This window comes from Streptomyces sp. NBC_00637 (assembly GCF_045161545.1).
Taxonomy (GTDB): Bacteria; Actinomycetota; Actinomycetes; order Streptomycetales; family Streptomycetaceae; genus Streptomyces.
Window position 1 is genome coordinate 7,019,113 of record NZ_CP109046.1, and the last position, 14,884, is coordinate 7,033,996.

Below are 14,884 nucleotides of genomic sequence, written 5' to 3' on the forward strand. Positions count from 1 at the left end.
CCCGGGGAGTTCGTCCAGGTTGGGTTACGCGAAGGAGACAGGCAGATGTCCGGCCACTCTAAATGGGCTACGACGAAGCACAAGAAGGCCGTGATCGACGCCAAGCGCGGCAAGCTCTTCGCGAAGATGATCAAGAACATCGAAGTCGCGGCCCGCACCGGTGGCGCGGACGTGTCCGGCAACCCGACGCTGTTCGACGCCATCCAGAAGGCCAAGAAGAGCTCGGTCCCGAACAAGAACATCGACTCCGCGGTGAAGCGCGGCGCCGGTCTCGAGGCCGGCGGTGCCGACTACGAGACGATCATGTACGAGGGCTACGGTCCCAACGGTGTCGCGGTGCTCATCGAGTGCCTCACCGACAACCGCAACCGCGCCGCCTCGGACGTCCGTGTCGCCATGACCCGCAACGGCGGCTCGATGGCCGACCCGGGCTCCGTCTCGTACCTCTTCAACCGCAAGGGCGTCGTCATCGTCCCCAAGGGTGAGCTGGCCGAGGACGACGTGCTCGGCGCCGTGCTCGACGCGGGGGCCGAAGAGGTCAACGATCTCGGGGAGACCTTCGAGGTGCTCTCCGAGGCCACCGACCTGGTCGCGGTGCGCACCGCGCTCCAGGAGGCCGGCATCGACTACGACTCCGCCGAGGCCAACTTCGTCCCGACCATGCAGGTCGAGCTCGACGAGGACGGCGCCCGGAAGATCTTCAAGCTGATCGACGCCCTCGAGGACAGCGACGACGTGCAGAACGTCTTCGCCAACTTCGACGTCAGCGACGAGGTCATGGAGAAGGTCGACGCGTAGCGTCGCCGCGCTGAGCGGATTCGTCGGGCCGGTGGGACACGTCCTACCGGCCCGACGTCGTTGTCGGTGGCAGCGGATAGCCTGGCGAACGTCAGAGATCACCGGCCACGGACCGCGGCGCGGTCAGGCCGCGAAGAGGGGAAGGCGCGTGCGGGTATTGGGGGTGGACCCCGGACTGACGCGATGCGGTGTCGGCGTCGTCGAAGGGGTCGCGGGCCGGCCGCTCACCATGCTCGGCGTGGGTGTCGTACGCACGCCCGCGGACGCCGAGTTGGGGCAGCGCCTCGTCGGTATCGAACAGGGCATGGAGCGGTGGCTCGACGAGTACCGCCCCGAACGCGTCGCCGTGGAGCGGGTGTTCAGCCAGCACAACGTCCGCACCGTCATGGGCACCGCCCAGGCCAGCGCCGTCGCCATGTTGTGCGCCGCCCGCCGCGGCATCCCCGTGGCCCTGCACACCCCGAGCGAGGTCAAGGCCGCCGTCACCGGCAGCGGACGTGCGGACAAGGCCCAGATCGGCGCGATGGTCACCCGCCTGCTGCGGCTCGACGCACCGCCCAAGCCCGCCGACGCCGCCGACGCCCTCGCGCTCGCCATCTGCCACATCTGGCGCGCCCCCGCGCAGAACCGGCTCCAGCAGGCCGTCGCCCTGCACACGGCCACCGCACAGAAGACACCGAAAGGCCGTACGGCATGATCGCCTTCGTCAGCGGCACCGTCGCCGCACTCGCTCCCGACACCGCCGTGGTCGAGGTGGGTGGCGTGGGCATGGCCATCCAGTGCTCGCCCAACACGCTGTCCACGCTCCGGCTCGGCCGCCCGGCCAAGCTCGCCACCTCCCTCGTCGTACGCGAGGACTCGCTGACGCTCTACGGCTTCGTGGACGACGACGAGCGCCAGGTCTTCGAGCTGCTCCAGACGGCGAGCGGGGTGGGCCCCCGGCTCGCCCAGGCCATGCTGGCGGTCCACGCGCCGGACGCCCTGCGCCGCGCGGTGGCCACGGGTGACGAGAAGGCCCTCGTCGCGGTGCCGGGCATCGGCAAGAAGGGCGCCCAGAAACTGCTGCTCGAACTCAAGGACCGCCTGGGCGAGCCGCTCGGCGCCCCCGTGGTCGGCGCACCGGTCACCAGCGGCTGGCGCGACCAGCTGCACGCCGCCCTGATCGGCCTCGGCTACGCGACCCGCGAGGCCGACGAGGCGGTCGCCGCCGTGACCCCGCAGGCCGAGGCCGCCGACGGCACACCCCAGGTGGGACACCTCCTGAGGGCCGCCCTGCAGACCTTGAACCGCGCCCGCTAGGAGACGTCAGTGAACTGGGACGACACGACCGAGGACACCGCCCCGGAACGGCTGGTCGGCTCTGTCGCCGACCGGGAGGACCAGGCCGTCGAGGCCGCGCTGCGCCCCAAGGACCTGGGCGAGTTCATCGGCCAGGAGAAGGTCCGCGAACAGCTCGACCTCGTGCTGCGCGCCGCACGCGCGCGGGGGGCCACCGCCGACCATGTGCTGCTCTCCGGTGCCCCCGGCCTCGGCAAGACCACCCTTTCGATGATCATCGCGGCCGAGATGGGCGCCCCGATCCGCATCACCAGCGGCCCCGCCATCCAGCACGCGGGCGACCTCGCGGCGATCCTCTCCTCCCTCCAGGAGGGCGAGGTCCTCTTCCTCGACGAGATCCACCGCATGTCCCGGCCCGCCGAGGAGATGCTCTACATGGCGATGGAGGACTTCCGCGTCGACGTCATCGTCGGCAAGGGCCCCGGCGCCACCGCCATCCCGCTGGAGCTGCCCCCTTTCACCCTGGTCGGTGCCACCACGCGCGCGGGCCTGCTGCCGCCCCCGCTGCGCGACCGCTTCGGTTTCACGGCGCACATGGAGTTCTACGAGCCCGCCGAGCTCCAGCGCGTCATCCACCGCTCAGCGGACCTGCTCGACGTGGAGATCGACACCGCAGGCGCCGCCGAGATCGCCGGCCGCTCCCGTGGCACCCCTCGCATCGCCAACCGGCTGCTGCGCCGCGTACGCGACTACGCGCAGGTCAAGGCCGACGGGCGGATCACCCGCGCGATCGCGGAGGCCGCGCTCAAGGTCTACGAGGTGGACGACCGCGGCCTGGACCGCCTCGACCGCGGAGTCCTGGAGGCGCTGCTCAAGCTGTTCGGCGGCGGCCCGGTCGGTCTGTCCACGCTCGCCGTCGCGGTGGGGGAGGAACGTGAGACCGTGGAGGAGGTCGCCGAGCCCTTCCTGGTGAGGGAGGGACTGCTGGCCCGTACCCCCCGGGGGCGGGTGGCGACCCCGGCCGCGTGGGCGCACCTCGGCCTCACCCCGGTTCAGGGAAGTGGACAACAGGACCTGTTCGGGGCGTGAGGCGGAGGGCTGCGGCGGAGGTGCTGGCCGGGCCAGGAACCCAGGTGCCATGCTGAGCGTTGTTCCATGCGCGCGGACTCGCTTAGACTCCGCCGATGCCGCCGTTGTCGGCAGCACACAACCCCCATCCAACAGGCCGCTCCACCATCGCGGTCGTCCGAAGGAAGTCCGTCCCGTGAGTCCTGTGACCCTCCTCCCGTTCATCGTGCTCATCGGGGCCATGTTCCTGATGACCCGGTCGGCCAAGAAGAAGCAGCAACAGGCCGCCGCCATGCGAAGTGACATGCAGCCCGGCAGTGGTGTCCGCACCATCGGGGGCATGTACGCGACGGTGAAGGAGGTCAACGAGGACACGGTCCTCCTCGACGCCGGTCCGGGCGTCGACCTGCTCTTCGCGAAGAACTCCATCGGTGCCGTCCTGACCGACGACGAGTACAACCGCATCGTCCACGGCATCGAGCACGACCTGAAGTCCGACTCCGACGTCGTCCCGGACGACGCCTCCTCCCTCACCGGGTCCGCCGAGACCGACGCCTCCGTCGACGAAGCTGCCGCCTCCGACGACAAGGCCGTCGATTTCGGCAAGAAGGACACGACCGACGAGGTCCAGGAGAAGGCCGCCGACGCCGACGCCGAGCAGGCCGACGCCGAGGCCGCGGAAGAGCCGAAGAAGACCGACGGCGACTCCGACGCGAAGAAGTAGTCACGTCCCCGGCGTCGACGGGTCCCACCCGTCGGCGCCGGGGCGCGCGCATCTCGCCAGGGGATCCCGACACCATGTCATGGCCGCCGCCGCGCTGACCCGGCGCCAGGCGGCCCGAGAGGGAGTACGAGAAGGTGGCAGCACCTAAGAAGGGCCGGAGCGCGAGTGCCCAGAGCAAGCCAGGGCGCTCGCTGGCCCTGATCCTGATCGCCATCGTGGGGCTCACCGCAGGCATGTTCGCCTCCGGTCACACCACTCCGCGTCTGGGCATCGACCTTGCCGGCGGAACCAGCATCACGCTGAAGGCGAAGTCGGACCAGGGATCCGCGATCAACAAGGCCAACATGGACACCGCGGTCGAGATCATGAACCGCCGTGTCAACGGGCTGGGCGTCTCCGAGGCGGAGGTGCAGACCCAGGGCAGCGACAACATCATCGTGAACATCCCCAAGGGCACCAACTCGGAGAAGGCCCGGGAGCAGGTCGGCACCACCGCCAAGCTGTACTTCCGTCCGGTCCTGGCCCAGGAGGCCACCGGCTCCGCCGTCGCCTCGCCGAGCGCGTCCGCCTCCGCGAGCGGCTCGTCCAGCGCCTCTCCGAGCCCCTCGGCGAGCGCCTCGGGCACCGGCGAGAAGGCGACCTCCTCGTCCTCCCCGTCGGCCTCCGCCACCTCGCAGGGCCGCGCCGTCACCGACGCGCTGAAGGCCGACTCCACCCCGTCGGCCTCCGCCGGCGGTACGGCGAGCTCCTCCGCCAGCCCGTCGGCCTCCGCGAGCAGCAGCGCCGCCGTCAGCGCGGAGGACGCCGCGCTCCAGGCCAAGTACGCCGCCCTGGACTGCTCCAAGGCGTCGGTCCGGGCCAAGACCGGCGAGGGCGTCAAGCCCGAGGACACGACCGTGGCCTGCGGTGAGATCGACAAGGTCTGGTACAAGTACGTGCTCGGTCCGGCCGCCGTCGACGGCACCGAGGTCGACAAGGCCCAGGCCGTCTACGACACGCAGACCGCCGCCGGCTGGCAGGTCACCATGGACTTCAACAAGTCCGGTGCCAAGAAGTTCGCCGCCATCACCGGCCAGCTCGCGCAGAACACCCAGCCGCAGAACGAGTTCGGCATCGTGCTCGACGGCAACGTCGTCTCCAGCCCGTACGTGAGCTCCTCCATCACCGGTGGCCAGGCCCAGATCTCGGGCAGCTTCACGCAGGCGGAGGCCCAGGGCCTCGCCAACATGCTGTCCTACGGCGCGCTCCCGCTCTCCTTCCAGGAGCAGAGCGTGACCACCGTGACGGCTGCGCTCGGCGGTGACCAGCTGCACGCCGGTCTGCTGGCCGGTGCCATCGGCCTCCTGCTGGTCGTGATCTACCTGGTGGCCTACTACCGCGGCCTGGCGATGATCGCGCTCGCGTCGCTGCTGGTCTCCGCGGCCCTCACCTACGTGCTCATGGCGCTCCTCGGCCCGGCCATCGGCTTCGCGCTGAACCTGCCCGCCGTCTGTGGCGCCATCGTCGCCATCGGCATCACGGCGGACTCGTTCATCGTGTACTTCGAACGCGTCCGGGACGAGATCCGGGAGGGGCGCACGCTGCGTCCCGCGGTCGAGCGGGCCTGGCCGCGTGCCCGGCGCACGATCCTGGTCTCCGACTTCGTGTCGTTCCTCGCCGCCGCAGTGCTCTTCATCGTCACGGTCGGCAAGGTCCAGGGCTTCGCGTTCACGCTGGGCCTGACCACCGTCCTGGACGTGGTGGTGGTCTTCTTCTTCACCAAGCCGCTGATGACGCTCATCGCTCGGCGGAAGTTCTTCGCGAGCGGCCACAAGTGGTCCGGCCTCGACCCGAAGAGCCTGGGTGCCCAGCCCCCGCTGCGCCGCACCCGCCGTCCTGGCGGTCCCGCCGCCGGCCCCGTCGAGACGAAGGAGGCATGAGAGATGTCGAAACTCGGTAACCTCGGCGCCCGACTGCACCGTGGCGAGATCAGCTACGACTTCATCGGCCACCGCAAGCTCTGGTACGGCATCTCGATCCTGATCACCATCACGGCCATCCTCGGCCTGGCGGTGCGCGGCCTGAACATGGGCATCGACTTCCAGGGCGGCGCCGTCTTCACCACCGAGAAGACGAGCGTCTCCGTCTCCCAGGCCGAGGAGTACGCGAAGTCGGCGTCCGGGCACGACGCCGTCGTGCAGAAGCTGGGCAACGGCACGATGCGCATCCAGATCGCCGGCATGGACATCAAGCAGTCAACCGCGATCAAGACCGACCTGGCCAAGGACTTCAAGACCGACCCGGAGACGATCACCGCCGAACTGGTCGGTCCCAGCTGGGGCGACCAGATCGCCAGCAAGGCCTGGCAGGGCCTGGCGATCTTCATGGTGCTGGTCGTGATCTATCTGGCGATCGCCTTCGAATGGCGCATGGCCATCGCGGCCCTCGTCGCCCTGATCCACGACATCACCATCACGGTCGGCATCTACGCCCTCGTCGGCTTCGAGGTCACGCCCGGTACGGTGATCGGTCTGCTGACCATCCTCGGTTACTCGCTGTACGACACGGTCGTCGTCTTCGACTCCCTCAAGGAACAGACGAAGGACCTCACCAAGCAGACCCGCTTCACCTACAGCGAGATCGCCAACCGCTCGATCAACGGCACCCTGGTCCGCTCCATCAACACCACGGTCGTCGCGCTGCTGCCGGTGGCGGGACTGCTGTTCATCGGCGGCGGTTTCCTCGGCGCGGGCACGCTCAACGACATCTCGCTGTCGCTGTTCGTCGGCCTCGCGGCCGGCGCGTACTCGTCGATCTTCATCGCCACGCCGCTCGTCGCCGACCTCAAGGAGCGCGAGCCGCAGATCAAGGCGCTGAAGAAGCGGGTCCTGGCCAAGCGCGCCCAGGCGTCGGCCGAGGAGACCCCCGCGCGCACCGTCGGCGGCGACACCTACGGCGATGAGCCGCAGGACGCCGAAGCCGCGGTCGTCGGGCCGCGTACGCAGCCCGCGTCCCGGGGCCGGGGCCGTGGCCGTCCGTCGGGCAAGCGCCGATGACCGAGCTCACCGACATCACGGCGCTGCTCCACAGCCGCATCCGTGACGTGGACGACTACCCGAAGCCGGGGGTGGTGTTCAAGGACATCACCCCGCTGCTGGCGGATCCGGTGGCGTTCACCGCGCTCACCGACACGTTCGCCGGGATCGCCGAGCGCACCGGCGCCACCAAGGTCGTCGGTCTGGAGGCCCGGGGCTTCATCCTGGGCGCCCCGGTCGCCGTCCGGGCGGGCCTCGGTTTCATCCCCGTACGCAAGGCGGGCAAGCTCCCCGGAGCCACCCTCGGCCAGGCCTACGACCTGGAGTACGGCTCGGCCGAGATCGAGGTGCACGCCGAGGACCTGTCCGCCGACGACCGGGTGCTGATCGTCGACGACGTCCTCGCCACCGGCGGCACCGCCGAGGCGTCGATCAAGCTCATCCACCGGGCGGGCGCCCAGGTCGCGGGCGTCGCCGTCCTGATGGAACTGGGCTTCCTCGCCGGCCGCTCCCGCCTGGAGGCGGCCCTCGGCGGAGCGCCCCTGGAGGCACTGCTCACGATCTGAGCGCGGTCCCAGACCGACGTACGCCAAGTGGGCGGGCCCGGAGGAATCCGGAGCCCGCCCCTTGTGTTTCTCCGGTAGACGGCCCTCACATCGGGCTGAAGGCGATCCTGGAGCTCAGGATCGCTACGATGGGTGCTCCGGAGCCTGACCGGGTGACCCGGATCGCGCACGAGGAGTCCTCTTGCCAGACGAGGCCCAGCACCTGACCGCCGCCAAGCCCGAGTCCGCCTCGGAGCCCGCGGCCACACCCGCGTCGCACGCGAAGGACGACAGCCGCGGGGCGGTCGAGCACGACCGGTCCGCGCCCGTCGACAAGCCGGCCGAGCAGTCCCGGCCCAAGCCGGACCCGTCCGAGGGTTCCTCGGTGGTTCCCGCGGGCCGCCCGGCAGCCGCGCAGCCTCCGGCCCGTTCCGGCTCCTCCAACCGCGTCCGGGCCCGCCTCGCCCGGCTCGGTGTCCAGCGCCAGAACCCGTACAACCCCGTCCTGGAACCGCTGCTGCGGATAGTGCGCAGCAACGACCCCAAGATCGAGACGGCGACGCTGCGCCAGATCGAGAAGTCCTACCAGGTCGCCGAGCGCTGGCACCGCGGTCAGAAGCGCAAGAGCGGCGACCCGTACATCACGCACCCGCTCGCGGTCACCACGATCCTCGCCGAGCTGGGCATGGACCCGGCCACGCTCATGGCGGGCCTGCTGCACGACACCGTCGAGGACACCGAGTACGGCTTGGAGGACCTGCGCCGTGACTTCGGCGACCAGGTCGCCCTGCTCGTCGACGGCGTCACCAAGCTGGACAAGGTCAAGTTCGGCGAGGCCGCGCAGGCCGAGACCGTGCGCAAGATGGTCGTCGCCATGGCCAAGGACCCGCGCGTCCTGGTCATCAAGCTCGCCGACCGGCTGCACAACATGCGCACCATGCGCTACCTCAAGCGCGAGAAGCAGGAGAAGAAGGCGCGCGAGACCCTCGAGATCTACGCGCCCCTCGCCCACCGCCTCGGCATGAACACCATCAAGTGGGAACTGGAGGATCTCGCCTTCGCGATCCTCTACCCCAAGATGTACGACGAGATCGTCCGGCTGGTGGCCGAGCGGGCACCGAAGCGTGACGAGTATCTGGCCATAGTGACCGACGAGGTCCAGGCCGACCTGCGCGCCGCCCGGATCAAGGCGACCGTGACCGGCCGCCCGAAGCACTACTACAGCGTCTACCAGAAGATGATCGTCCGCGGCCGTGACTTCGCGGAGATCTACGACCTGGTGGGCATCCGCGTCCTGGTGGACACGGTCAGGGACTGCTACGCGGCCCTGGGCACGGTGCACGCGCGATGGAACCCGGTCCCCGGCCGGTTCAAGGACTACATCGCCATGCCCAAGTTCAACATGTACCAGTCGCTGCACACGACGGTCATCGGACCCAACGGCAAGCCGGTCGAACTCCAGATCCGCACGTTCGACATGCACCGCCGCGCCGAGTACGGCATCGCCGCGCACTGGAAGTACAAGCAGGAGGCCGTCGCCGGTACCTCCAAGGTGCGCTCCGACCAGCCGAGGACCACCGGCAAGGACGACCACCTCAACGACATGGCGTGGCTGCGGCAGCTCCTCGACTGGCAGAAGGAGACCGAGGACCCGGGCGAGTTCCTGGAGTCCCTGCGCTTCGACCTGTCGCGCAACGAGGTCTTCGTCTTCACCCCGAAGGGTGACGTGATAGCGCTACCGGCCGGCGCCACGCCCGTGGACTTCTCGTACGCGGTGCACACCGAGGTGGGCCACCGCACCATAGGAGCCCGCGTCAACGGACGTCTCGTCCCGCTGGAGTCGACCCTGGACAACGGCGACCTGGTGGAGGTCTTCACCTCCAAGGCGGCCGGGGCCGGGCCGTCCCGGGACTGGCTGAACTTCGTGAAGTCGCCGCGGGCCCGCAACAAGATCCGGGCCTGGTTCTCCAAGGAGCGCCGCGACGAGGCCATCGAGCAGGGCAAGGACGCCATCGCGCGAGCGATGCGCAAGCAGAACCTGCCGATCCAGCGCATCCTCACCGGTGACTCGCTGGTCACGCTGGCGCACGAGATGCGCTACCCGGACATCTCCTCGCTGTACGCGGCCATCGGCGAGGGGCATGTGGCCGCGCAGAACGTCGTGCAGAAGCTGGTGCAGGCCCTCGGCGGCGAGGAGGCGGCCACCGAGGAGATCGACGAGACGGTCCCGTCCCGCACCCGTGGTCGCAAGCGGCGCAGCAACCAGGACCCCGGTGTGGTCGTCAAGGGCGTCGACGACGTGTGGGTCAAGCTGGCCCGCTGCTGTACGCCCGTGCCCGGCGACCCGATCATCGGCTTCGTCACGCGCGGCAGCGGTGTGTCGGTCCACCGCAACGACTGCGTCAACGTGGAGTCGCTGTCCCGTGAGCCGGAGCGCATCCTCGAGGTCGAGTGGGCGCCCACCCAGTCCTCGGTCTTCCTGGTCGCCATCCAGGTCGAGGCGCTGGACCGGTCGCGGTTGCTGTCGGACGTCACCCGCGTCCTGTCCGACCAGCACGTCAACATCCTGTCGGCGGCCGTGCAGACCTCCCGCGACCGGGTGGCCACCTCCCGCTTCACCTTCGAGATGGGCGACCCCAAGCACCTGGGGCACGTCCTGAAGGCCGTACGCGGCGTGGAAGGCGTCTACGACGTGTACCGGGTGACCTCGGCGCGCAGGCCGTAGCCGAGCACACGAGAGGCCCCCGTACGCGATGTACGGGGGCCTTTTCGATGACGGGGCCGGGGCCGGAGCCGTCGGCCGGGATCAGCCGCCGAACTCGTGCAGGCCCTTCAGGGCCTGGTCCAGCAGTGCCTGGCGGCCTTCCAGCTCACGCTCCAGCTTGTCGGCCTTCGCCGAGTTGCCCTGGGCGCGGGCCTGGTCGATCTGCGTCCGCAGCTTGTCCACGGCGGCCTGGAGCTGACCGGTCAGACCCGCGGCACGCGCGCGTGCCTCCGGGTTCGTCCGGCGCCACTCGGCCTCCTCGGACTCCTGCATCGCCCGCTCCACGGCGTGCATCCGGCCCTCGACCTTCGGCCGGGCGTCGCGCGGCACGTGGCCGATGGCCTCCCAGCGCTCGTTGATCGAGCGGAAGGCGGCACGTGCCGCCTTCAGGTCACCGATCGGCAGGAGCTTCTCGGCCTCCTCGGCCAGCTCCTCCTTGAGCTTCAGGTTCTCCGTCTGCTCCGCGTCCCGCTCGGCGAACACCGAGCTGCGGGCGGCGAAGAAGACGTCCTGGGCACCGCGGAAGCGGTTCCACAGGTCGTCCTCGTGCTCGCGCTGGGCGCGGCCCGCGGCCTTCCACTCCGCCATCAGCTCGCGGTAGCGGGCCGCCGTCGGACCCCAGTCCGACGAACCGGACAGGCCCTCCGCCTCGGAGACCAGCCGCTCCTTGGTGCGACGGGCCTCCTCGCGCTGCGCGTCCAGCTGCGCGAAGTGCGCCTTGCGGCGCTTGGAGAACGCCGAGCGCGCGTGCGAGAACCGGTGCCACAGCTCGTCGTCCGACTTGCGGTCGAGACGCGGCAGCCCCTTCCAGGTGTCCACCAGCGCCCGCAGCCGCTCACCGGCGGCCCGCCACTGGTCGGACTGTGCCAGCTGCTCCGCCTCGGTGACCAGGTCCTCCTTGGCCTTGCGGGCCTCGTCGGACTGCTTGGCCCGCTGCTGCTTGCGCTCCTCGCGCCGCGACTCGACGGTCGCCACCAGCTTGTCCAGCCGGTCCCGCAGCGCCTGGAGATCACCGACCGCGTGGTGCGCGTCGACCTGTTCGCGGATGTGGTCGATCGCGACCTGGGCGTCCTTGGTCGACAGATCGGTGGTCTTCACTCGCTTCTCGAGGAGGCCGATCTCGACAACCAGGCCCTCGTACTTGCGCTCGAAATAGGCCAGCGCCTCCTCGGGGGAGCCTGCCTGCCAGGAACCGACCACCTGCTCGCCGTCGGCCGTACGCACGTACACGGTCCCCGTCTCGTCGACGCGGCCCCACGGGTCGCTGCTCACAGCGCCTCCTCCACATGATGCCTCCGAGGGGCTTCAGCGCCCCCGGGCATCGTCCACAGTTTCGTCACGGCCAACATAGGCGACCGGCGGGCCGCCTGTCCGCATCCAGCGCGACCGAAATTGCGCAGTTGACCGCCCCTGCGCCGACGGATCGCCGTCAGGATTTCGTGACGGTCGCCTTGTTGATCACGACCGTCGCGTTCGGGGCTCCGTCACCGGCTCCCGTGTTCTCACCGGCGCCCGCGATCTTCGCCAGCACCTTCATGCCGTCGGCCGAAACGGTGCCGAACGGCGTGTAGCTGGGCGGCAGCTGGCTGTCCTGGTAGACGAGGAAGAACTGGCTTCCGCCGGTGTGCGCCTGGCCGGTGTTGGCCATCGCGATCGTGCCCGCCGGGTAGATGTTGTCCTTGAGGCTGGTGTCCTTCAGGTTCTCGTCCGGGATGGTGTATCCGGGACCGCCGCTGCCGCTGCCCGTCGGGTCGCCGCACTGCAGCACGTAGATGCCGCTGGTGGTGAGACGGTGGCACTTGGTGTGGTCGAAGTAGCCCTTGCCGGCGAGGAAGCTGAACGAGTTCACCGTGTGCGGCGCGGCCTTCGCCTTGAGCGCTATGTCGATGTCCCCGCACGTCGTCGCGAGCGTCATCGTGTACTTCGCCGACTTGTCGATCGTGACCGCAGGCTCCTTCTTCCAGCTCTGCGTCTTGACCGAGCCCGCGGCGGCCTTCTCGCACGGGTCCTTGACGGCACTGGGCGTCGCGGAAGGCGTCGTCTCCGAGCTCGCGTTCGCCTTGTCGTCGTCCTTCATGACGCCGCTCGTGTACAGCGCCAGACTGCCGATGATGATCACGCCGAGCACCGACGCGATCACCGAGTTGCGCACGCGCGCCTTGCGTCGCGCGGAGGTGCGCCGCTGCTGCTGCCGCAAGAACTTCTCCCGGGCGAGCTGACGCTTCCGCTGTTCCTGGGTGACCACCGGGTTCTCTCCTCGTGCGTCTCGTAAGGCGATTGGGACGCGTGCGTCTTGTGAGCCGACCGCCTGCGTGTGCCCCGTACCGTATATGGGTTCGCTGAGGAAACGGCAGCGCCGGTAGGCTCTGACCACTGGCGCAGCCGCCCAGAAGCCCACGCGTATCGACACAAACGAAGGACGATCGTGCTCATTGCCGGGTTCCCCGCCGGGGCCTGGGGGACGAACTGTTATCTCGTCGCCCCCGCCGCCGGTGAGGAGTGCGTGATCATCGACCCGGGCCACCAGGCGGCCCAGGGAGTCGAGGAAGCGATCAGGAAGCATCGGCTCAAGCCCGTCGCCGTCGTCCTCACCCACGGCCACATCGACCACGTGGCCTCGGTCGTCCCGGTGTGCGGAGCGCACGACGTACCGGCCTGGATCCACCCCGAGGACCGCTACATGATGAGCGACCCCGAGAAGGCCCTCGGCCGGTCCATCGGGATGCCGCTGATGGGCGAGCTGACCGTGGGGGAGCCCGACGACGTGCGTGAGCTGACCGACGGCGCGGGGCTGGACCTGGCGGGTCTGCAGTTCTCCGTCGCCCACGCGCCGGGCCATACCAAGGGGTCGGTGACCTTCCGGATGCCCGAGACGGCCGACATCCCGTCGGTCTTCTTCTCCGGGGATCTGCTGTTCGCCGGCTCCATCGGACGCACCGACCTGCCCGGCGGTGACATGGCCGAGATGCTCGACTCGCTGGCCCGCGTGTGCCTGCCGCTCGAGGACTCGACCGTGGTGCTGTCCGGCCACGGCCCCCAGACGACCATCGGCCAGGAGCGCGCCACCAACCCGCATCTGCGGCAGGTGGCGGCCGGCGGCCAGGGAGCGGGTTCGCACGCCCCTCCCCGACGAGGAATGTGACGAGAGACCTTCCGTGAGTACCTTTCAGGCCCCCAAGGGCACGTACGACCTGATTCCGCCGCGTTCCGCGAAGTTCCTCGCCGTGCGCGAGGCGATCGCCGCCCCGCTGCGCAACTCCGGTTACGGCTATGTCGAGACGCCCGGCTTCGAGGACGTCAACCTGTTCGCGCGCGGTGTGGGTGAGTCGACCGACATCGTCAGCAAGGAGATGTACGCCTTCGAGACCAAGGGAGGAGACCGGCTCGCCCTGCGCCCGGAGGGCACGGCGTCCGTGCTGCGCGCCGCCCTGGAGGCGAACCTGCACAAGCAGGGCAACCTGCCGGTCAAGCTCTGGTACTCGGGCTCGTACTACCGGTACGAGAGGCCGCAGGCCGGCCGGTACCGGCACTTCTCCCAGGTCGGTGCCGAGGCGATCGGCGCCGAGGACCCGGCGCTGGACGCCGAGCTGATCATCCTGGCCGACCAGGCGTACCGGTCGCTGGGGCTGCGCGACTTCCGCATCCTGCTCAACAGCCTCGGCGACAAGGAGTGCCGCCCGGTCTACCGGGAGGCGCTGCAGAACTTCCTGCGGGGCCTGGACCTCGACGAGGACACGCTGCGCCGCGCGGACATCAACCCGCTGCGCGTCCTGGACGACAAGCGGGAGGCGGTCCAGAAGCAGCTCGGGGACGCGCCGCTCCTGCGGGACTACCTCTGCGACGCGTGCAAGGCGTACCACGAGGAGGTCCGGGAGCTGATCACGGCGGCGGGTGTGGTCTTCGAGGACGACCCGAAGCTGGTCCGCGGCCTCGACTACTACACCCGTACGACCTTCGAGTTCGTCCACGACGGACTGGGCTCCCAGTCCGCGGTGGGCGGCGGCGGCCGCTACGACGGCCTGTCCGAGATGATCGGCGGCCCCGCACTGCCGTCGGTGGGCTGGGCGTTGGGTGTCGACCGTACGGTGCTGGCGCTGGAGGCGGAGGGTGTGGAGCTCGAACTGCCCGCCGCGACCTCGGTGTTCGCCGTCCCGCTCGGTGACGAGGCCCGCCGGATCCTCTTCGCGAAGGTCACCGAACTGCGCAAGCTCGGCGTCGCCGCGGACTTCTGCTACGGCGCCAAGGGGCTCAAGGGCGCCATGAAGAGCGCCAACCGCAGCGGGGCCCGCTACACGATCGTCGCCGGCGAACGCGACCTCGCCGAGGGCGTCGTCCAGCTCAAGGACATGGAGTCCGGCGAGCAGACCGCGATCGGCGTCAACGAGATCGTGGCGGAACTGGAGTCGAAGCTGGGCTAGCGGACACCCGATCCCGCCGGCCCAGCCGGCGGGATCGAGTCCGGGAAAGGCGCCGGGTCGGGCGACCCGGCGCCTTCGTCATGTGCCGGAGCGTCAACCTGGCGGCCGCCCGTCCGTCCTCCGGAAGGAGACGGCGTCCCGGGGCCACGCGCGCGTGCCGGCATGCGCCTGGCCTTGGCCGGAACCGAACGCCCGGGCGCTGCCTCACGTACTTCCTTATGCATACCGAACGGTGCGCACCCGGGCCGGTGCGGCACAATGGCCCCTGCCCGAAG

13 protein-coding genes are annotated in these 14,884 nt (G+C 69.8%); 11 read left to right on the forward strand and 2 right to left on the reverse strand.

Going from position 1 to position 14,884, the window contains the following annotated elements:
* Positions 1-45 precede the first annotated feature (45 nt).
* From OG440_RS30900 to OG440_RS30940, 9 genes are all read left to right on the forward strand, one after another.
* The gene (locus OG440_RS30900; protein WP_028806682.1) at positions 46-798 is read left to right on the forward strand and encodes a YebC/PmpR family DNA-binding transcriptional regulator; all 753 of its coding nucleotides are present in this window, start codon (positions 46-48) and stop codon (positions 796-798) included.
* Between the two features lie 148 nt (positions 799-946).
* Positions 947-1,495, forward strand: a complete 549-nt coding sequence (gene ruvC, locus OG440_RS30905; RefSeq protein ID WP_406010041.1) for a crossover junction endodeoxyribonuclease RuvC — start codon at positions 947-949, stop codon at positions 1,493-1,495.
* Positions 1,492-2,097, forward strand: a complete 606-nt coding sequence (ruvA, locus tag OG440_RS30910) for a Holliday junction branch migration protein RuvA (protein WP_406010042.1) — start codon at positions 1,492-1,494, stop codon at positions 2,095-2,097. The genes ruvC and ruvA overlap by 4 nt, the downstream gene beginning before the upstream one ends.
* Before the next feature lie 9 nt (positions 2,098-2,106).
* The gene (gene ruvB / locus OG440_RS30915) at positions 2,107-3,165 is read left to right on the forward strand and encodes a Holliday junction branch migration DNA helicase RuvB (RefSeq protein WP_406010043.1); all 1,059 of its coding nucleotides are present in this window, start codon (positions 2,107-2,109) and stop codon (positions 3,163-3,165) included.
* A 175-nt stretch (positions 3,166-3,340) separates the two neighbouring features.
* Positions 3,341-3,868 carry a preprotein translocase subunit YajC gene (gene yajC, locus OG440_RS30920; RefSeq protein ID WP_406010044.1) on the forward strand — a complete coding sequence of 176 codons (528 nt, stop codon included), beginning with the start codon at positions 3,341-3,343 and terminating at the stop codon, positions 3,866-3,868.
* A gap of 134 nt (positions 3,869-4,002) precedes the next feature.
* Positions 4,003-5,787, forward strand: a complete 1,785-nt coding sequence (secD, locus tag OG440_RS30925; RefSeq protein ID WP_406010045.1) for a protein translocase subunit SecD — start codon at positions 4,003-4,005, stop codon at positions 5,785-5,787.
* Between the two features lie 3 nt (positions 5,788-5,790).
* Positions 5,791-6,903 (forward strand): protein translocase subunit SecF, encoded by a 1,113-nt coding sequence (secF, locus tag OG440_RS30930; RefSeq protein ID WP_406010046.1) that lies wholly within the window; start codon positions 5,791-5,793, stop codon positions 6,901-6,903.
* On the forward strand, positions 6,900-7,448 hold the full coding sequence (locus OG440_RS30935) for an adenine phosphoribosyltransferase (protein ID WP_406010047.1): 549 nt from the start codon (positions 6,900-6,902) through the stop codon (positions 7,446-7,448). The genes secF and OG440_RS30935 overlap by 4 nt, the downstream gene beginning before the upstream one ends.
* A gap of 181 nt (positions 7,449-7,629) precedes the next feature.
* A complete protein-coding gene (locus OG440_RS30940; protein ID WP_406010048.1) occupies positions 7,630-10,152 on the forward strand; it encodes a RelA/SpoT family protein in 2,523 nt (840 codons plus the stop codon).
* An 81-nt stretch (positions 10,153-10,233) separates the two neighbouring features.
* Here the strand turns inward: OG440_RS30940 and OG440_RS30945 are convergent, their stop codons facing one another.
* Together OG440_RS30945 and OG440_RS30950 are read right to left on the reverse strand one after the other, a co-directional pair.
* Positions 10,234-11,463 (reverse strand): DUF349 domain-containing protein, encoded by a 1,230-nt coding sequence (locus tag OG440_RS30945; RefSeq protein ID WP_406010049.1) that lies wholly within the window; start codon positions 11,461-11,463, stop codon positions 10,234-10,236.
* Positions 11,464-11,620: 157 nt separating this feature from the next.
* On the reverse strand, positions 11,621-12,436 hold the full coding sequence (locus OG440_RS30950) for a peptidylprolyl isomerase (RefSeq protein ID WP_406010050.1): 816 nt from the start codon (positions 12,434-12,436) through the stop codon (positions 11,621-11,623).
* 180 nt (positions 12,437-12,616) lie between these two features.
* Here OG440_RS30950 and OG440_RS30955 point away from each other — a divergent pair, with 180 nt between their 5' ends.
* Together OG440_RS30955 and hisS are read left to right on the forward strand one after the other, a co-directional pair.
* Positions 12,617-13,333: an MBL fold metallo-hydrolase gene (locus tag OG440_RS30955; protein ID WP_406010051.1), complete on the forward strand. Its 717-nt coding sequence runs from the start codon at positions 12,617-12,619 to the stop codon at positions 13,331-13,333.
* A 13-nt stretch (positions 13,334-13,346) separates the two neighbouring features.
* Positions 13,347-14,609 (forward strand): histidine--tRNA ligase, encoded by a 1,263-nt coding sequence (hisS, locus tag OG440_RS30960; protein WP_406010052.1) that lies wholly within the window; start codon positions 13,347-13,349, stop codon positions 14,607-14,609.
* Positions 14,610-14,884 lie beyond the last annotated feature (275 nt).